The following is a 17,721-nucleotide window of genomic DNA, read 5'->3' as shown; positions in this document are numbered from 1 at the left end:
GCCCAAGGGCGTTTTCCTAGATCAGTGCCAACGAGAGTGCCGGGACGGCTATAAGCAGGCCCAAGCGGAGGATGTCGGCTGCCCAGAAGGGCAGGATGCCGGCGAACATCGTGCGCAGCGGCACATCGGTCAGAACCGAGCGCAGCACAAACACATTGAGGCCGATGGGCGGTGAAATCAGGCTGATTTCAGTTACGACCACGACGATGATGCCGAACCAGATGAGCACCATTTCCGGATCGCTCAACGCGCCAGTGCCGAAGTCCAGAGACGTAACGAGCGGGAAGAACACCGGCACGGTCAACAGGATCATCGACAAGCTTTCCAGAACCGCGCCAAGGATCACGTAGATCAACACCAGAACGAGAATGACCACATAGGCATTCACATCGAGCGATTGGACGAATTCCAGAAGGGCGTCGGGAACCCCGGCATAGCTGATGAAGTTGGAGAAGACTTCCGCGCCGATGATGATCGCAAAAATCATTGCGGTGGTCCGCGCGCAATTCAGTCCCGCTTGGAACAGCTTTTCGAACGTTAAGCCGCCCGAGAACAGTGCTATCAAAAACGCTGTTGCAGCGCCGATCCCCGCGGCCTCGGTCGGCGTGAAGAACCCGCCATAGATCCCGATCATGATGATCGCAAACAGGCCAAGGACGGCGAGAACCCCCCAAACATCCTTGCGTTCAACAGGGATGTCATCGTGACTGGACGGGGCGAGATTAGGCTTCAAAAGCACCGTTACATAAACCGCCGCCATGTAGAACACGACCCCCAAAAGTCCTGGAATGATTCCGGCAACAAAGAGCTTGCCGATATCGGCTTCCGTCAAAAGGCCGTAGATGATCAGAATAACACTGGGTGGGATCAGGATGCCTAGGGTGCCGCCGGCGGCGATGGAGCCCGTTGCCAGGCTGTCGGCGTATCCGGCCTTGCGCATTGATGGCATGGCCACTTTCGACATGGTGGCCGCTGTTGCAAGCGAGGACCCGCAAACGGCTGAAAACCCGCCGCAGGCCACGATTGTTGCCATTGCCAGGCCGCCACGCATCTTGTGAAGTGCCCGGTGCGCCGTCGTGAACAGGGACTGGCTGACACCTGAAATGGTGAGCAGATTGCCCATCAAGATGAACAGCGGGATGACCGACAATGTGAAAGACAGGCCGGTGTCGAAGGCGGCATTGCCGAGAAGGTTGAAGGCTGCGTTCCAATTGCGCAGCATTGCGAAGCCGGCCGTGCCGACGATAATCATGGCAACGGCGATCGGCACACGCAGCAAGACAAGGCCGAACAGGGCACCAAAACCAATCAGAGCCTCAAGCACGTTTTAGGCCTCTTTGCGAAAACGGGAGTAGAAGAAGACAGCGGCGGCGATGGCCGAAACGCTGAAGGAGGCAGCTCCGAGCCAGCCGATGAGATAAAGCGGGATTTCAAGGGAATCCGTTACCTGTTCGCGGCGCTGCAGCTTTTCAGCGTGCTCGGTCAGCTCAAGCGCAATCAGTATGAAGATACCGATCGTGCAAATTCCGGCGATCAGCGTTCCAAAGCGCTTCAAAAACCGGCTTTTGACGCCGTCCAGAAGCTCAACTTCGATATGTTCGCCGGCAAGTGTCGTCAATGGCAGAGCTAGAAAGATGAGTGTGGCCAGCAGCAGCTCGGTCAATTCATAAGCGCCAGTGACCGGGCTGTTGAAGAGATACCGGGCAACCACGTCAACACATGTCAGGCCAATCAAAGCGAACAGCACCACAAGGCATGCCCCGCCAAGGACCGCATTGATAACAGGCCGGACCTTTGAGGTCCGGCCTGTCGTCGATTTATGAGAGCCGTCAGTCACGATCAGTTGCTGACGTTGGTTTGGGCGCGGAACTCGCTGAGCGCCGCTGCGCCGTCAAAACCAGTGCCGGAGACGGCCTCAACCCACGCACTTTCGTGTTTGTCGGCCAGTTCCTTGATCTTGGCGAGAACCGGGGCAGGGGCATCATAAACTTCGATGTCTTTGTCCGCGATATAAGCTGCGCCGCGGGTATCTGCGCCGTCCCAGACACCACCTGCAAGTTCTGCGAGTGCTTCCCCTGAGACTTTTTCAATTGCCGCCTGATCTTCAGCAGAGATACCGTCCCAGACGTCTTCGTTCATGACCAGGAACCAGGACGTGTTGTAGATGCCGCCCGGGATCTTCATGGAATACTTGATGTGGTCGGTTAGGTTGAACGCCTGAAGGGCTTCCATCGGGAAGGTAACACCGTCGATCACGCCGCGGGAGAGCTTTTCATAGACTTCGCCTGGTCCCATGAACTGCGTGGTGATGCCAAGGTCCTGCGACAAGCCAGCGATATAGCCGCCCGGTGTCCGGACTTTCAGACCGGAGAAGTCGTCGGCGGATTCGATCTTGCGCTGATTGTTGTGGAACATGCCCGGGCCATGAACCCAAAGGCCAAGCAGCTTGGTGCCTTCATGTTCTGCCTGGGCGTCCAAAGTACCGCCATACACATTCCAGTAGGCTTTGGAGCCGTCTGTGGCCGTGTCGGCAATGAAGGAGAACTGGCCGATGCGGGAGCGCAGGAAACGGTCGTCCTTGGTGAACGAGTGCAGGCCATAGGTGATATCAGCAACCCCGTCAGCGGCGAGGTCGTAGTGAGCCGGTGGCGGGCCGAGCGGCTTTGGCAGAACACGGACCGTCACACGGCCTTCTGTCGCGTCGGCGACCTGCTGAGCCCACGGCTCGATAACGCCTGTCACGACCGGGTGTTTCGGCGGCAGCCAGGACGACAGGACAAGTTCATCCGCGGACGCTGTGGCGGTGAAGCCGGTCAGTGTTCCGGCGGTCAGGCCGGCCAGGATCGAAAGATGCTTCAAGTGTTTCACGGCGGTTCCTCCCATACGGTCTTTGCCGATCAAAATGCTTTGCCGCTGTAACAACGGGTTCGTCGAAATTAGTTGCAATTGAAACTAAGTCAATCGTAAAATCTTGTAAATCGGTACGCCTCAGCAGAGCAAACCGGTTACAATCGAGCCAAATCGGGCAAGGAACAGCATGACTGAACACGGAAACGAGACGGATTTCACACCGAGCGGCTTCCAGCTGGAAACATTTTTCCCGTATTTGGTCAGGGTGTTTTATTCCGATGTCACCCGGGCGCTGTCTGACGTCTACCAGCGCGACTACGGCATGGCGCCGGCCGAATGGCGGGTTATGGCCATTCTCGGTTCCAGTGCCGAGGGGCTGCAGGCGAGTGGGATTGTCCATCGGTCGAGTATGGACAAGGTCGTGGTCAGCCGGGCCGTCAAGCGCATGGAAGACCGCGGTTTCCTGACCCGTCAATCGAACGAGGCCGATGGCCGGAGTTATCTCCTGTCTCTATCGGAGAGTGGGCGATCCGCCTTCGAAGATCTGGCGCCAAAGCTGTTGGCGGTCGAGCAGAAGATGCTTGGCGGATTGGCGCCGCAGGAGATCGAGGCGATGCTGGATATCATGACCAGGATCCGGGCAAATCTCGACGTTGAAGCCGGGGAGACGGGCGCATAATTGCACAATGAACTGACGCCGAAATTTTGTCTTCAATAAAGAAAAGAGGCGGCCCGAGAGCCGCCTTTTTGTGTTTCAAACAGAAGCTGTCTCTTAATCGAGCCGGCCGCTGGCATGCGCGAGCATGGTGTAGACCTTGCCCGTGTCTGAGGTCAGGTAGGTCTGACCGAGCATGTTGTCTCGGTCATTGCGGGAGACCTGAGACAGGAGCTGCTCGAAATCGGACACGTACCGTTCGACAGCGGTCCGGAACTCCGGATCACGCGCATATTTCTGACGGATCTCATCAAAGGTTTGCTGGCCCTGCAGTGTGTAGAGCCGGCGCGTGAAGACATGCCGTTCACCGCTGCGGTAGCGTTCCCAGAGGTCGATGAAGGTCTCGTGGTCGATCGCACGGGCGATGTCAACAGACAGTGAGTTCAGGCTCTCCACCGTTTGCAGCGGCGAACGGCCCTGCTCGGTATCGGACGACGCATCGTCATCTCGCGAGGCCCGGCGCAGCAGATCGGAAACCCAGCCTTTCCCGGTCGAACCAGACGTGTCCGGCTGTGCAGGCTGTTGGCGGCGGGTGTTGACCGGACCGCGGGCTTCTGGCTGTTGCGGAGCCGCTGAGCGCGGCTGAGCAGGCTGCTGTGCAAAGACCGGAGCTTGCGGGAGCTGCGGAGCAGGGGCGGGCGCTGGGGCCGGCGCAGGAGCTGCCGACGCTGTTGCTACCTGAGCCTGAGGCTTGGAGATGTCGAGCGCGTTCGATTGTTTTGCAACAATGTCCGACAGCTCGGTCAGGGCGCGGATTTGCTCGTTGACCACCTTACGGAGCGCTGCAGAAGACTCTTCTGCTTCGTCCGGCAGGTTGAGCACGCCTTGCTTCAGCTCGTTGCGGGTCGCCTCCAGTTCGCGGTGGACGTCGCGGGCCACATCGCGCATCCGCGTTGCCGCGTCGTTGAACCGGTCTGATGCATCGCTGACCGTTCTGCTCATTTCCGCGATGATGTCGTCCTGAGCGGCACGGATGGCATCGCGGGCCTTCTGGCCTTCCATTCCAGCTGTCAGGCGCATGCTTTCGAACTGCTCGGAGACTTTCTTGGAAGCAGCTTCTGCGGCCGCTGAGAGCATGCCGGCGGCATCGCGCGCCTTGTCGTCTGCGGTTTCCAGCGTTTCCGACAGGGTCTGGGTGAACGAGCGCATGAGCGTGTCGACAGCTTCTGTCTTCGCCAGAAGTGTATCGGCGACCTCTTCGATCGCACTCTTGCGGTCTGTGACACGGGATTCCACGGAGCGGTTTGTGTCTTCCAGATACCGAGCCGCTTTTGTGAGCTCTTCTGATTGGTCACCAAAGCGGTTGGTCAGGTTCTGGATATCCGCAAGTGTGGTTGCCGTTACATCGCGCAGATTGCTGACCTGTTCGTCGATCAGGCTTGTTGTCGAGTTGGTCTCGGACACAGCCCGGTCGACAGCTGAGCGGAATTCGCCAGCACGGCGTGCCAGGTTGCCTTCCACTTCAGAGAGGTTCTCTCCGGCAGTAGACACGATCGCCTGCAGGTTCGCGTTGGACGTCTCAATCTTGTTGAGGATGTCAGTGACGTCGTTCTCGAGCCGATGTTTGGTATCGGTGAGGAGGCGAGTTGCCTGATCACTGCGCTCATTGATGGAAGCAACAATCCGGTCGCCGGCTTCAACCAGAGACCTAGTTGCGTCCAGCCCGGTATGCGCAAAGGTGTCGGTGACATCCTTGCCCTTGACCGTGATGGCTTCAAGAATGGCTCCGTGAACTTCCGACAGGCGGCCGGTGAGGTCATTGGCGCGCATTTCAATCGCGGAAATGAGTTCGTTGCCATCCGTGCCGACGATTTTGGCCAGTTCACCTGAGCGCGCACCGAAGGCTTCGTTGAGCGCGGAGGCTTTGTCGAGCATTTCGGTGGCGACTTCGTTGCCGCGATTGACCAACAGGTCGGCGGCTTCGGAAACCGCGCTGTTGACCCGGGTACGGATCATATTGGCTTCGCCAGACATTTGACCGCGGATCTCTTCAAGCGTGCGCGCAAGTGTCATGCGTGCCTGTTCGCTTTCGGCGGACAGGTTGCCGGAGATTTCCGCAATCAAGCCCGACAGCTCGCTGCGGACCTTGTCGCTTTCGCCGGTGAGGGAACCGGTGAATTCGGCCAGTGTGCCAGCGTAAAGCGTACGGGCTTTTTCGCTCTCTGCGGCCATGGCGCGGGCAGCGTCGCCGACTGCTACCAGAACCAGTTCGCGGATCTTGGCGCTTTCGCCGGACATGGCTCCAGTTGCCTGTTCCATGGTCTGGCTGATCTGGACGGCTGCACGCTGGCTTTCGCTGGTCAACGAGCCGCTCGCCTGTGCAACGGTCTGGGTGATCTGCTCGGCAGCTTTCTGGCTCTCGCCAACCAGGATGCCGCGGGCTTCGCCAACGGATCCAAGAACGATCTGGCGCATCCGGTCGCCTTCGCCGGAGAGCTTCGCGGTCGCATCGTTCAGGGCACCGTCCACGATCTCAACCGTGCGGGTGCGCTCATCGGCAAGCGATTGAACCGCGCTGGCAACGGCTTCCTGAACCATATCGCGGAGGCGCGTGCTTTCTGTCGACAGGGTCGCACCGGCCTCGGAAATGACAGCGGTCAGGATATCGCGAGCGCGCTCGCTTTCGCCCGTCAGTGTGCCGGAAATGCTTTCCAGGCGCTCATTCAGAACAGTTTCCAGCTGGCTGGCGCGCGTGTCGAGCGTTTCTGCGACTTCGAACACTTTGGCACCGAGGGAAACATTGATTTCAGCAATGCGCTCAGACAGGGATTCCGTGAGTTGCTCGCTCTGTTTGCCTAGGACCGAACCGGCTTCTGCCAGGCGGTTGTCGAGGGCAGAGGTCATTTCGTCCTGACCTTCAACGAAGGCCTGAGCGATCTCCTTAGTACGCGAAATCAGGGTATCGGAAATCTGACGTGCACGGGCATCGAGGGTCTCGTCGATCCTGTCGGTGCCGCTGGTCATGGTTGCAGTCAGGAGCTCTGCCTTCTCGGCCATGGCGCCTGCAGCTGTATCTACATGTGACGTCAGTTTGGTGCCGATCTCATCGACACGGTTTGCAAGTGTGTTGCCCGCAGCTTCAACACGCTGGCCAAGTTGCAACGTGATTGCATCGGAACGGTCCGCAAGGACATCCGTGATGTTGCGGGTCTTGTCCTCCAACGTGTCGCTGATGACGGTGGTACGTTGTTCGATGGCATCGCCAAGGATCTGAGTCCGGGATTCCAGCGCAGCTTCAAACGCAGCCGTGCGTTGGTCCAGGGTCAGATCCAGCGTGTTTATGTGGCTGCCAAGCGAGGAGTCCATCGTGGAAATCCGCTCGCCGAGCGTGGTGTCCATGGTGGTCACACGCTGCTCGAGAGACGCATCCATGGTCGAGATGCGATCGCCGAGCGTTGCATCCATGGTCGTGAAGCGATGCTCAAGGGACGTGTCCATGGCCGCGATGCGGTCCCCAAGGGACGCGTCCATCGTGCTGATGCGCTCGGTGAGCGTGGAATCGATAGCCGAGAACCGCTGATCCAGGGACGCATCCATGGTCTCGATCCGCTCGCCCAGCTTGCTGTCCATCGTTTCGATGCGATTGCCGAATGTAACGTCCAAGGTCGACAGACGGCTGTCGAGAGCTTCCGACAACAACAGAGTTTTGGTGTCGAACGCATCGATCAACTGACCGCCGCGATCGGTAACGATGGTTTCCAGCTCACCCAAACGGTTGGCAAGGCCATCGTTGAGGGCCTGGCCGCGGACTTCGATGGTCTCCGCGATCTTGCCGCTAATCTCATTGATGTCGCCAGCAACGCGGTCCCCGCGGCTGCCGATGAGCTCGGCGAGCTGAGTGCCGGTTTCGGCGAGTTTCTGAGTAAGAGAGCCGGTTTGTTCGCCAAGACCTGCAGCGAACTGGCCGGATACGCTTTCCAGGGTCTCGCGGAAGCCGATGGTCTGTTGTTCAAGGATGCTGGCCATTTCGTTGCTGCGGGCAGCAAGACGCTCGTCCAGCTCGGTGCCGTTGATCGAAATGGCCGTGTAGATCCGCTCGGAGATATTGTCGAGCTTGTCGGCCAATTCGCCGCCGCGGACCGAAATGGTCTGTGTGAGAGAACCAGCTGTTTCGTCCAGTTTGGCTGCGATTTCGCCGCCGCGCAGGGACAGGTCGACAACGATGCTTTCGCCAGTGCCGCGCAGGATTTCTGCAACCTCGGTGGAGCGGCTGGAGAGGGTCTCGACGATCTCCGCACCCCGGATGGAAATGGTGTCGGTGACGGTCTGGCCTTTTTCGGAAATGCTCTCGACAACCCTGTTGCCGGTTTCCGCAAGCGCCTCATCCAGATGAGTTACGCGGGTGTCGACCGTTGTCACCAGCTCTTCGGTCCGTGCCGTGATGGTGTCGATCAGGCGGCCGGATGTCAAAGACAGGTTCGCGTTGATCTCTTCGCCACGCGCCGTGATGGTATCGCCGACCTGAGTCCCTGTGGTTTCAAGCGCAGTGCGGAATTCATCCGCCTTGCTGCTCAGCGTATCGACCACTGTGGTGCTCGACGTGGTCAGCGTTTCGTTGATCTCCAGGCCGCGCTTGGTCAGGGTTTCGACGAAGGTGTTGGCGGTCTCGGCGAAGCGTTCGTTCACCTCATTGCCACGGTAGGAGAGGGTCTCGTACATCGTGGTGCCGGTTTGCGAGAGGTTCTCGACGAGCTCGGTGCCGGTGGTGGACAGGCGGGCCACATAATCTTCCGCGCGAACGGTGAGGGATTCAACCATCTCGTTGCCGGAGGCGTTGAGCGTTGCGCCAAGGGACTCGATCCGCGAATCTACGGTGCTGGTGAGTTCTTCAACCCGGGCATTCACCGCGTCGATCATCCGCTGGGTCGCTTGGTCGACATTCGACCCGAGCTCACCAGATGTGTCAGAGAGCTGAGAGGCAAAATTCTCGTGCGCGCCGGCGATCGTCTCGCGAACCCGCTCGGCGTTCATGACAATCGCTTCGCGCTGTGTGACCAGCTCCTCGATCAAAGACCGTATTTTCAGCTCATTGTCGTTGTAGGAGCGTTCCAGCGAAGACACTTCGTTGTGAACCAGAACCTCCAGTTCACTGGCCCTGGCGATGGCGCGTTCAATGCCGTCGCCCATAGCGGCGACTTCGCGGCGAATGGCCTGACCAACGCTCAAGATGGATTCCTTGGCCATGTCTTCCGGTTCGGCGAGGCGAAGTGCAACTTCGGTCATGCCGCGGGCAACGATGCGCATTTCCTGCGCGCGCCAGATCATCATGGCCATGACAAAGAAGAAGATGATCGGGACCACAATCCCGATGGCGGCCAGGATCATGTCCGGAGACTGCATCAGCGTTTCAGCATCCGTGACGCCAGCAACCCGGTCGGCGAACGAAGACATGAAGAGGCTGGTGCCGAGCGCGGCCCAAACGGCGCTCAAGGCAAATGCACCCCAGAAAGGCGCTGTCGATGGCCGGCGTTGCAGTGCGTAAATTAGATTGCCGATGTTCCGGCGGTCGTCATTGGCAGCAGGCGGTCGACCACCGCGGCCACGGCGACGGGCCGGGCGCTGGTTGTCTTTGTCCGCTTCGCTGTTGTCCGCAGTCTTGGCCGCGCGCCGTGACGGGCGCTCATCGCTCGGCGTTTCCTGTTCCGCCGGTTGATCTGCCGCTGAAGCTTCAGGGCCGCCGAAATCAAGCTTGAGCGCTTCTTCAACCGCAGACAGAGCTGCTTCCGCCGGATCTTTCGCCTTCGTCGGATTTGCCATTTTTGGGTCGCCTCACATCCGTACTCTTTACACACCGGTGATCTCAGGCAGCTTTTCGCTGTCATGAGGGTCAACCGGATGCGCCGATCTTGAACCGAGACTAACACTGTTTCCGGTTCGGATCATAAACTCTGGGAAGGGCCGCCGCTGACCCGCTGCAACCATGAAGGTTGACAGCATTCTCCCCATCTTGCCGCATCAGTTACTGTAATGGCACAATCTCTCCTAACGAACAAGAAACAGCAATCGCCTGAATCACTTAGGAGGGGGATCTCATGCCTCAAACGAAGCAAAAGCACGTAACGGAAAGCGATGCTGGGCCGGGAAAAAAATCTGCACTTAATGCAGGCAGTTTGTCGCCTGCACAAAAGCGCTGGTTGAAATCAGGACTCGCCCAGCCGGGAGGAAAGTTGCCTCTCTTTGATCATCAAGGCCGCCAGGTTCCCGCCCGCACGATCCGTTCCTGCATCGATGCGGGTTGGGCAGAGCCTTGGTTTTCCAACCCAATCAAGCCTGACTGGCTGGTTTGCAAGCTCACTGCAGACGCGTTCGAATTATTGACCGCAAGTCAAAAAAACGAAAAAAGTTAATGCGAATCATTTTATTAAAATTTTAGCGATTCAGGAAACCTGCGAAAAAGCAAGGGGTTTTTCCTCTGGTTCGGCGCAGGCCCTTAATGCTCGTTAACCAAGAAATCAATTTTTTGGGGACATGCCCGAATTTGCAATCGTGAAACGCCTGATTTAACCGGGCGTTTGGGTCTTCGCTGCACACTCATACCCCTGTAGAGCTTGCGGCAGGGTGCCGCCAGGCATGTGTTGAGTATTTCGGAGCACCCTTATGGCCCCTTCATCGATGGCACGCGTGTCAGGACGCGCCAGTCCCGAAGCACCAATTGACCTGGTGCAGCTGGCGACAAACACACTGGGCAACCGTGATCTCGAGGTTCAAGTTCTTCACTTGTTCAAGTCGCAATCCCGAATGACGCTGGAGCGCTTGGAAAACGAGACGGATCCTTCTGTTCGCGCCGATCTCGTTCACACGCTCAAGGGCTCAGCGCGGGCGATTGGTGCTGCGCGGGTCGCTACGGCTTGTGAGTGTCTGGAAGGGGACTTGAAAGCTGCACCCAATGCACCGACGACAGGTCTCGTTGCGGCGGTCACGGAAGCCAACGGGTATATCTGCGATCTGCTGGAAGGCTGATTTCTCTCAACGCCAGACTCTGTATTCCATCCATAAATGGCATGGTCCTTGACCTTTTGTCCGGAACCTTTATGTCGGGTCATCGAGAGACACTTTTATCCTTGGACGCGAATATGCCAAAAATCACCTTTGTAACTGCCGATGGAGCCCGGACGGAAGTTGATGCCGCCGAAGGGTCCACGGTTATGGAAAACGCCATCAAGAACATGGTTCAGGGCATTGAAGCGGAGTGCGGCGGCGCCTGCGCGTGTGCGACCTGCCATGTTTATGTCGATGATGCATGGTCGGGTAAAACCGGTTCGCCGGAACCGATGGAAGAGGACATGCTTGACTTTGCCTATGACGTGAAGCCGATGTCGCGTCTGTCTTGCCAGATCAAGGTGACGGGCGACATGGACGGACTGGTCGTCCACGTCCCGGAACGTCAAGCGTAAGACGCTTCGCAGTTCCAATTGAAAACCCCGCTGGAGCGCTCCGGCGGGGTTTTTTGTGTCCAGTTATTATTCTGCCGGTTGGGCAGCTGGTTTGCGGAACCACCAATCAACCTCGTTCCCGTCATCCGGGTTGGACGGGATCATGGTCGAGAGGAACAAGCTGACGGCGGCCATTCCGGCGCCTGCCAGGAAGACGGCTGCCGGGGACACCAGCCAGACCAACCCGAAAACTACAGGGATGAAGACTGCAGCGATGTGGTTGATTGTAAAGGCAACACCTGCTGTCGGTGCGATGTCAGCCGGATCGGCGATCTTCTGGAAGTAGGTCTTGATAGCAATCGCGATTGCAAAGAAAGCGTGGTCGATCACGTAGAGTGCGGCTGCAACAGTCGCATTGGTGACGAAAGCATAGGTCACGAAGACCCCAATCAAACCGACATACTCCAGGATCAAGGCTTTGCGTTCACCGAAGCGGACGATCAGTTTGCCGATCTTTGGCGCAAGCAGCATGTTGAAGACGCCGTTGATCAAGAAAAGCCCGGCAACCTCATGAACATCGTAGCCAAAGCGTTCGACCATCAGGAAGCCGGCAAAGACTGTGAAGATCTGCCGGCGGGCACCGGCCATGAACGTCAACGCGTAATAGAGCCAATAGCGCTTCTTCAGGATCAGTTTCTTGTGCTGCGGAACACCTTCCTTGAAATGCGGATAGGCCATAATGAGGAATGCCAGCACGACAATGGTCAGACCACCAGCGATGGCAAAAACCACCGTGAACGACAGGTTGAACGTCTTCCAGGCAATGAAAATAAGGCCGTAAGCAATCAGCTGGGCGAATGAGCCCACAGCCAGGATCTTGCCCATACTGGCAGCCGCTGTTGCCTTGGGCAGCCATTGTAAGGACAGCGATTGCGCCATGGTTTCGTAATAATGGAAGCCGATCGACATGATCAGGGTCGTTATGTAGAAGCCAAGCGCGGTGGGGAAGTACCCGGTAATTGCAACACCGACGCCGAGGAGCAAAAGCGAGAGGTAAGCGAGCGTCTGTTCGCGCATCACAAGCAGCAGGTAAACGGCTAGGAAGCTCAGGAAGCCGGGAATCTCGCGGATGGACTGCTGGATGCCAATTTCCCGGCCTGTGAAGTCCAGCTCCTGAACAGCGAAATTGTTCATCAGGTTCCACCAGGCAGCAAAGGACAGCTGCATGGCTCCGGCCATGATCATCAAGAGGACGGCGGGCGAGCGCCACCCGGTCAATTCATTTGGGTTTGTGCTTTGTGTGAAGTACGTCATTTGTTTCTTGCCAAAAAAGTGGGTGCTGGCAGCGCTGCGGTTCGCTTGTACTTCGATTGCGCTCTTGCGTGTTAGCGCTGTTTTGTCATGATATGTTTCTGTTTCGCCAATCCCGTCGAACATCAAAAGGGGCAGGCCATGCCGATCCATCCGGAGCTATCCGCGTTTCCCGATCACGAGGTGAAGGCGAAGATTATCGGATATGCCAACAGCCAGAGAGCCGGACCCGGACATAACGGATGGCACTCTCACGACTCAGCCCAACTCTTTCACGTCATCAAAGGCTCAATTGCGATCGATACTGAAGTCGGGACCTTTTTCGCCCCGCCGGAGCGGGCAGTCTGGCTGCCGCCAAGGATTGCGCACGAAACCCGTTATCTGACCGATACTGAAATCCGGTTCGTCTATGTGAGTTATGACTACGCCCAGGATTTGCCGAAGACGGCGCAGGTCATCCAGGTGACAACCTTATTGCGGGCCTTGATCCTGGAGTTCATGTCCTACCCGCGCGCGGAAACCATTGATGGACCGGCAGGCCGGATCGCTGATGTCATTCTTGATCAGTTGAAAATGCTGCCGGCAGCGCCGCTTCAGCTTCCGATGCCGCAAGACCCGAGATTGAGAGACTTGTGCGATGGCTTGGTGCGCTGTCCCGCGCACGTTCCGGCGCTCGCCGAGGCCGCGGCACAAAGCGCCATGTCTGTCCGGTCCTTTGAGCGCCGGATCAAAGCGGAAACCGGGATGAACTACCGGACGTGGTGCCGGCAGGTGAAGCTGTTTCGCGCGCTGGAACTTTTGGCCGCTGGCCGCAGTGTGTCTGATGTCTCACACAAACTCGGCTACGAAGGGCCAAGCGCGTTTGTCGCGACCTTTCGGAAGGCATTCGGAGTAACACCCGGGCGGTATTTCGGTAGTCCGGACGGCTGATTGATCTGCCTCATGGCGAAGGGCCTCGGCGAAGGCCTAGTTTCCTCTCAAGAAATTTAAGGGAGTAACGCCATGTTCAAGAAAATCCTTGTTCCCATCGATCCGGCTGAACCGAAGTTTGCCGATGAGGCTCTGGCGAAAGCATCTCAGATGGCCCGCGACTACGGTGCCAAGATCCATCTGCTCGGAGTTTGTCTGGAAGTGCAGAGCTTCGTCGCAAGCCAATTGCCGGAAGGTTTTCAGGAAAACGAACTGAGGGAAACCGCTGGCATTTTGCAGAAGATCGGTGATGCGTTGGACGTGCCGGAAGGGGCGGTCGATGTCATGGTCCGGGTTGGATCGGTCTACCATGAAGTGATCGAGGAAGCCGAAAAGGCAGAGTGTGACCTTGTGTTGATGACATCCCACAAACCGGGGCTCTCCACCTATTTTATCGGCTCAAATGCCGCCCATATCGTCCGTCATGCACCGTGCTCGGTAATGGTGCTACGCGACAGCTGAGGACTTTGCCTGCTTCTCTGGAGGAGGAAGACGGTGGTGGGCGAAAGCCTGCCGCCGTTTTTTTGTTTCAGATTACCTGATTACCCGTCCGTGTCATGAGTGCTGCGACGGCGATATAGCGGAACGGATAGAGGTCCGGTGCGGCTTTCAGCAACTGAATGGCTTTTTCGTAGATCTGCTCAACAAGGGTGTTCCGCTGATCGTTTGCCGGGAGTGCATTTCTGAGAACCGCTTCAGTAAAGGCGCGGAAGAAATTGACGTAATCGCGCGCGTAAGCTTCCAGATCTCCGTCCGCGGAAAAGCGCTCATTGAAGGAAACCGGGATCTCGTAGGATGTTGCGTGGTTAAGCTCGAAAAGCCCGGCGGCGCCTAGGGCCGGATCGCTGACAGGACCCGTTAACTCCTCCAGTGTCCGCATATAGACCGGCTGATAGTAGGCCGCATAAACATCCTGCGATATCGAGCCGTTTTTGACGAAACAAAGAACCGCATCGTTTAGAAGATCATAGATCCCGTCGCAGGTGCTGGCGGTCTCATTTGCGCCGAACACCTGCAGCAGCAGCTTGCCGCCTGGCACCAGCTCCTTGGCTCGGGCTTTCAGAAAGGTCGCAATGTCTTGCCGCGCGAGCTCTGAAAAAGCCGCCTGATCTTCTTCGGAAACGAAGCCGTTGTTGCGGATAGCGCTTGGACCATTTGGAAAAATGTAGCCGGGCAGTGTTGCGATGGGCTTTCTGGAGAGGAAGCCGATCGCGTTGAACGTCGTCGCCATATGTAGGCTTCTATCCGGCAGCAGCTGGTCATACATGGAGCCACCAACAACGGACGAATAGACATTCGGCTGTCCAAAAACGGAGTGTCCCTCCGGCCGTAGAGAGCGCAGAAGGCTTGAGAAGTCATTGGTCGGGAGGTCGGAATGGATCGTCTGGATCGGCCGGTTTGTCCGCTGCAACAGGCGGGAGACGGGCCTGCTCAGCGCTGCGATTGAGTTTCGGCCTTCCGAACAGCCAAAATCGGCCAGACAGATTGGCCCGCCACCCTGGAGCGGCAGCGCATCGGCGGCGGCTTCCAGATGGTCAAGGACAGCAGCTGTTGCGTCCCACTGTGGTGTGGAGTTCTGATTGTAAAATCCGCCACCGGTCATGCCGGTCGTTGTCGCATGGGCGACAGGCGAGGCAGAGGCGGGCGTTTGTTGTCCGGACATGCTTTGTGCCCCTGTCGGCCGGTTAGCGGGCCAGTTCCTTCATGGCGTCCGTCAGTCCCTCCACAGTCATCGGGAACATGCGGTTTTCCATCAATTCCTGCATCATCTGGATTGAGGGTGTGTAACGCCAGTGTTCCTGGCGGACAGGATTGAGCCAGATGGCGCTGCTGTAGAGCCCGGTGACGCGCTGCATCCAGGCGGACCCTGCTTCCTCGTTCCAGTGCTCCACCGATCCACCCGGATAGGCGATCTCATAGGGGCTCATGGAAGCATCGCCTACAAAGATGATCTTGTAGTCGGACGGGTACTTGTGCAGCACGTCCATCGTTGGCAGCCGCTCGGTGTGGCGCCGCCTGTTTTCCTTCCAGACCGTCTCATAAAGACAGTTGTGGAAGTAAAAATGCTCCATCACCTTGAATTCGGACCTAGCGGCCGAAAAGAGTTCTTCGCAGACCCGGATGTGATCGTCCATCGATCCACCAATGTCGAAGAACAGAAGCACCTTGACGGCGTTGTGCCGTTCGGGTCGCATCTTGATGTCGAGAAGACCCTTGTGCGCGGTCGCCTTGATCGTGTGATCGAGATCCAGTTCCTCTGCAGCCCCCGTGCGGGCGAAATTACGCAGCCGTTTCAAGGCAACCTGGATGTTCCGCGTGCCAAGAAGCTGGGTGTCATCGAGATCCTTGAATTCGCGTTTGTCCCAAACCTTCACGGCACGCCGGTGCCGGCTTTCTTTCTGCCCAATCCGGACGCCTTCGGGATTGTAGCCGTAGGCGCCAAATGGAGAAGTGCCGGCCGTGCCGATCCACTTGTTGCCGCCCTGGTGGCGTTTTTCCTGTTCCTTGAGGCGCTCAGCCAAGGTCTCCATGAGCTTCTCAAATCCGCCCATGGCCTCGATCTGCGCCTTTTCCTCTTCGCTCAAGTGTTTTTCGGCGAGCTTGCGAAGCCAGTCCTCAGGGATCTCGGTGACGGGCACGTCGCTCATGAGCTCAAGGCCCTTGAACACGGTCCCAAACACCCGGTCAAACTTGTCGAGATTGCTTTCGTCCTTCACCAGCGACAGGCGCGCCAGATAATAAAAATCCTCAACGCTGCGCTCGGCCAGATCCTTATCCAGAGCCTCCATAAGCGTCAGATACTCACGTAAGGAGACCGGGATTCCGGCAGATTTCAGTTCGGTGAAAAAGGTTATGAACATGCGGCGAGATTAACGGTGGCAGCGGTGGGTGTCGAGCCGTTCTCATCGTTCAATGAGAATGCATGTGAGTTAGCAAAGAAATTAATAGACGATTTGCGTTTTTCTTCAAACTTACGTCTCACTTTTTCCGCTCCCAAGCATGCCGAATACTGCGCCAACCCCAGTCGAAAATAGATAAGTCAGCGTATTAAACATAGGCTCAAGAAATGGAGTGTCCTCGGCGCTTGGAAGAAAAACAGGCACAAGCGAGAACAAACAAGCAATCACTCCACACGCTGCTGTCAACGTAAGGACTGCTCTGAATACTGACAAAGAAGAGTGACTTTCCATCACTTCCTCCTCATTTATGGAGGAAGTGCGCTGAACGCACTTAACCCCCTAGGGTTAAACAAGCGTTCAGCATCAAGGATCAAAATTCGGAACACGAAGGTCGTGTTCTTTCCAGAATCACCTATTCGGTAACTTTACTATTAGTCCTGTTGCTTTGTCAAATAGACACATGCGTTGCCGAGAATTCAGCTGCCGTTTGTAGACCGGCCACCCTTGATGTCCGGATGGAGCGTCTTGCCAAGGATGTGGTGATCCCGGCCGATGACGTGATGGCCGGTGCCGACAATCAGCGGATCTGGCTGGCCGACCACGCGGGTGTTTTTGCCCGGATAGGGCAGGGAGGACAGGAAATGCTCCATGCAGTTGAGGCGAGCGCGTTTCTTGTCGTCCGACTTGACGATGGTCCAGGGCGCATCGGCGGTGTCGGTGTAGAAGAACATGGCTTCCTTCGCCTCGGTATAGTCGTCCCATTTGTCGAGAGACGCCTTGTCGATCGGGGAGAGCTTCCACTGTTTCAGCGGATCGACTTCCCGCTGTTTGAATCGGCGGCGCTGCTCGTCGGATGTCACCGAGAACCAGTATTTGAACATCAGAACTCCATCGCGAACCAGCATCCGTTCAACTTCAGGGCACTGACGCATGAATTCCAGGTACTGGTTGGGGGAGCAGAAGCCCATGACCCGTTCGACACCGGCGCGGTTGTACCAGGACCGGTCGAAGAACACCATTTCCCCGCCTGAGGGCAGGTTCTCAATGTAGCGCTGGAAATACCATTGTTTGCTTTCGCGCTCTGTCGGCTTTTGAAGCGCAACCACGCGGGCCGCCCGCGGGTTCAGGTGTTCGTTGAACCGCTTGATCGTACCGCCCTTGCCAGCCGCATCCCGGCCTTCGAAAATGAGAACAATGCGCTGATCGGTGTCCTGGACCCATTGTTGTGCTTTCAACAGCTCTGCCTGAAGGGCCGCTTTCCGTTTTTCATAGGGCGCCCGCTTCATCTTGTTGGCGTAAGGGTATTCGCCGGTTTCGAAAACATGATTGATCGCTGCCGGATCGCGCCGCATTTGGGCGAGCTGATGCAAGCGCTCGTTAGCTTCTTTTTGTTCAGCTGTTTCGGGAGCAGGGGCCGCCTGCGCCGGAGTTTTCCGGGTGCGTTTCGGAGCTGGCTTTTTGGCCGGTTCGGTCAAGGTCCCGTTGTTGGCGGGTGCTTGGGTTTTGCTTTCGGTTGTAAGTGTCTCTGCGGCCATTTTGCGTCCTCTCTTCGGGTCGCAAAATGGCTACGCCAGCAAAGTAATTTTTGCATTGATAAGGGTCA

The 17,721-nt window shown here is 57.3% G+C and carries 14 protein-coding genes; 6 read left to right on the top strand and 8 right to left on the bottom strand.

The window, feature by feature from the left end; translation table 11 throughout:
- Positions 1-16 precede the first annotated feature (16 nt).
- Genes ACVDG4_RS12400 through ACVDG4_RS12390 form a run of 3 tightly spaced genes read right to left on the bottom strand, consistent with a single transcriptional unit; the run spans position 17 to position 2,868 of the window.
- Positions 17-1,324: a TRAP transporter large permease gene (locus ACVDG4_RS12400; protein WP_306149084.1), complete on the bottom strand. Its 1,308-nt coding sequence runs from the start codon at positions 1,322-1,324 to the stop codon at positions 17-19.
- A gap of 3 nt (positions 1,325-1,327) precedes the next feature.
- Positions 1,328-1,837, bottom strand: coding sequence for a TRAP transporter small permease (locus ACVDG4_RS12395; RefSeq protein WP_447235291.1), 510 nt, complete (start codon positions 1,835-1,837; stop codon positions 1,328-1,330).
- A 2-nt stretch (positions 1,838-1,839) separates the two neighbouring features.
- Positions 1,840-2,868, bottom strand: a complete 1,029-nt coding sequence (locus ACVDG4_RS12390; protein ID WP_447235290.1) for a TRAP transporter substrate-binding protein — start codon at positions 2,866-2,868, stop codon at positions 1,840-1,842.
- Between the two features lie 169 nt (positions 2,869-3,037).
- On the opposite strand from ACVDG4_RS12390, the gene ACVDG4_RS12385 reads away from it, so the two are divergent.
- Complete coding sequence (locus tag ACVDG4_RS12385; protein ID WP_447235289.1) at positions 3,038-3,529, top strand: MarR family winged helix-turn-helix transcriptional regulator; 492 nt, start codon at positions 3,038-3,040, stop codon at positions 3,527-3,529.
- 93 nt (positions 3,530-3,622) lie between these two features.
- Here the strand turns inward: ACVDG4_RS12385 and ACVDG4_RS12380 are convergent, their stop codons facing one another.
- Positions 3,623-9,322, bottom strand: coding sequence for an apolipoprotein A-IV repeat region-like domain-containing protein (locus ACVDG4_RS12380; RefSeq protein ID WP_447235288.1), 5,700 nt, complete (start codon positions 9,320-9,322; stop codon positions 3,623-3,625).
- A 275-nt stretch (positions 9,323-9,597) separates the two neighbouring features.
- Here ACVDG4_RS12380 and ACVDG4_RS12375 point away from each other — a divergent pair, with 275 nt between their 5' ends.
- From ACVDG4_RS12375 to ACVDG4_RS12365, 3 genes are all read left to right on the top strand, one after another.
- Positions 9,598-9,912, top strand: a complete 315-nt coding sequence (locus ACVDG4_RS12375) for a hypothetical protein (protein ID WP_447235287.1) — start codon at positions 9,598-9,600, stop codon at positions 9,910-9,912.
- Between the two features lie 250 nt (positions 9,913-10,162).
- Positions 10,163-10,525 carry an Hpt domain-containing protein gene (locus tag ACVDG4_RS12370; RefSeq protein WP_235812899.1) on the top strand — a complete coding sequence of 121 codons (363 nt, stop codon included), beginning with the start codon at positions 10,163-10,165 and terminating at the stop codon, positions 10,523-10,525.
- A gap of 113 nt (positions 10,526-10,638) precedes the next feature.
- Positions 10,639-10,959, top strand: coding sequence for a 2Fe-2S iron-sulfur cluster-binding protein (locus ACVDG4_RS12365; RefSeq protein ID WP_447235286.1), 321 nt, complete (start codon positions 10,639-10,641; stop codon positions 10,957-10,959).
- A 66-nt stretch (positions 10,960-11,025) separates the two neighbouring features.
- Here ACVDG4_RS12365 and ACVDG4_RS12360 read toward each other — a convergent pair whose 3' ends face one another.
- Entirely contained in the window at positions 11,026-12,402 is a 1,377-nt protein-coding gene (locus ACVDG4_RS12360) for an MFS transporter (RefSeq protein WP_447235285.1), read from the bottom strand.
- On the opposite strand from ACVDG4_RS12360, the gene ACVDG4_RS12355 reads away from it, so the two are divergent.
- Both ACVDG4_RS12355 and ACVDG4_RS12350 read left to right on the top strand, forming a co-directional pair.
- A complete protein-coding gene (locus tag ACVDG4_RS12355) occupies positions 12,391-13,179 on the top strand; it encodes an AraC family transcriptional regulator (RefSeq protein ID WP_447235284.1) in 789 nt (262 codons plus the stop codon). The genes ACVDG4_RS12360 and ACVDG4_RS12355 overlap by 12 nt on opposite strands.
- 72 nt (positions 13,180-13,251) lie before the next feature.
- Positions 13,252-13,680 carry a universal stress protein gene (locus ACVDG4_RS12350; RefSeq protein ID WP_447235283.1) on the top strand — a complete coding sequence of 143 codons (429 nt, stop codon included), beginning with the start codon at positions 13,252-13,254 and terminating at the stop codon, positions 13,678-13,680.
- 67 nt (positions 13,681-13,747) lie between these two features.
- Here ACVDG4_RS12350 and ACVDG4_RS12345 read toward each other — a convergent pair whose 3' ends face one another.
- The 3 genes from ACVDG4_RS12345 to ppk2 all read right to left on the bottom strand — a co-directional run bounded on the left by ACVDG4_RS12345 (position 13,748) and on the right by ppk2 (position 17,653).
- On the bottom strand, positions 13,748-14,881 hold the full coding sequence (locus tag ACVDG4_RS12345; RefSeq protein WP_447235282.1) for a class I SAM-dependent methyltransferase: 1,134 nt from the start codon (positions 14,879-14,881) through the stop codon (positions 13,748-13,750).
- A 22-nt stretch (positions 14,882-14,903) separates the two neighbouring features.
- Positions 14,904-16,079, bottom strand: a complete 1,176-nt coding sequence (locus tag ACVDG4_RS12340) for a vWA domain-containing protein (protein WP_447235281.1) — start codon at positions 16,077-16,079, stop codon at positions 14,904-14,906.
- 515 nt (positions 16,080-16,594) lie between these two features.
- Positions 16,595-17,653, bottom strand: a complete 1,059-nt coding sequence (ppk2, locus tag ACVDG4_RS12335) for a polyphosphate kinase 2 (RefSeq protein WP_447235280.1) — start codon at positions 17,651-17,653, stop codon at positions 16,595-16,597.
- Between the last annotated feature and the right edge of the window lie 68 nt (positions 17,654-17,721).

Source organism: Roseibium sp. MB-4 (assembly GCF_053005265.1).
Note: the sequence above shows the minus strand (reverse complement) of the source record. Positions and strands in the feature narration are given on the sequence as shown.

Bases quoted from the DNA above. Each gene is read 5' to 3' on its own strand.
- ACVDG4_RS12340 (WP_447235281.1), bottom strand. From the start codon at position 16,079: ATGTTCATAACCTTTTTCACCGAACTGAAATCTGCCGGAATCCCGGTC.
- ACVDG4_RS12370 (WP_235812899.1), top strand. From the start codon at position 10,163: ATGGCCCCTTCATCGATGGCACGCGTGTCAGGACGCGCCAGTCCCGAA.
- ACVDG4_RS12375 (WP_447235287.1), top strand. From the start codon at position 9,598: ATGCCTCAAACGAAGCAAAAGCACGTAACGGAAAGCGATGCTGGGCCG.
- ACVDG4_RS12355 (WP_447235284.1), top strand. From the start codon at position 12,391: ATGCCGATCCATCCGGAGCTATCCGCGTTTCCCGATCACGAGGTGAAG.
- ppk2 (WP_447235280.1), bottom strand. From the start codon at position 17,653: ATGGCCGCAGAGACACTTACAACCGAAAGCAAAACCCAAGCACCCGCC.
- ACVDG4_RS12380 (WP_447235288.1), bottom strand. From the start codon at position 9,322: ATGGCAAATCCGACGAAGGCGAAAGATCCGGCGGAAGCAGCTCTGTCT.
- ACVDG4_RS12350 (WP_447235283.1), top strand. From the start codon at position 13,252: ATGTTCAAGAAAATCCTTGTTCCCATCGATCCGGCTGAACCGAAGTTT.
- ACVDG4_RS12345 (WP_447235282.1), bottom strand. From the start codon at position 14,881: ATGTCCGGACAACAAACGCCCGCCTCTGCCTCGCCTGTCGCCCATGCG.
- ACVDG4_RS12385 (WP_447235289.1), top strand. From the start codon at position 3,038: ATGACTGAACACGGAAACGAGACGGATTTCACACCGAGCGGCTTCCAG.
- ACVDG4_RS12360 (WP_447235285.1), bottom strand. From the start codon at position 12,402: ATGGATCGGCATGGCCTGCCCCTTTTGATGTTCGACGGGATTGGCGAA.
- ACVDG4_RS12365 (WP_447235286.1), top strand. From the start codon at position 10,639: ATGCCAAAAATCACCTTTGTAACTGCCGATGGAGCCCGGACGGAAGTT.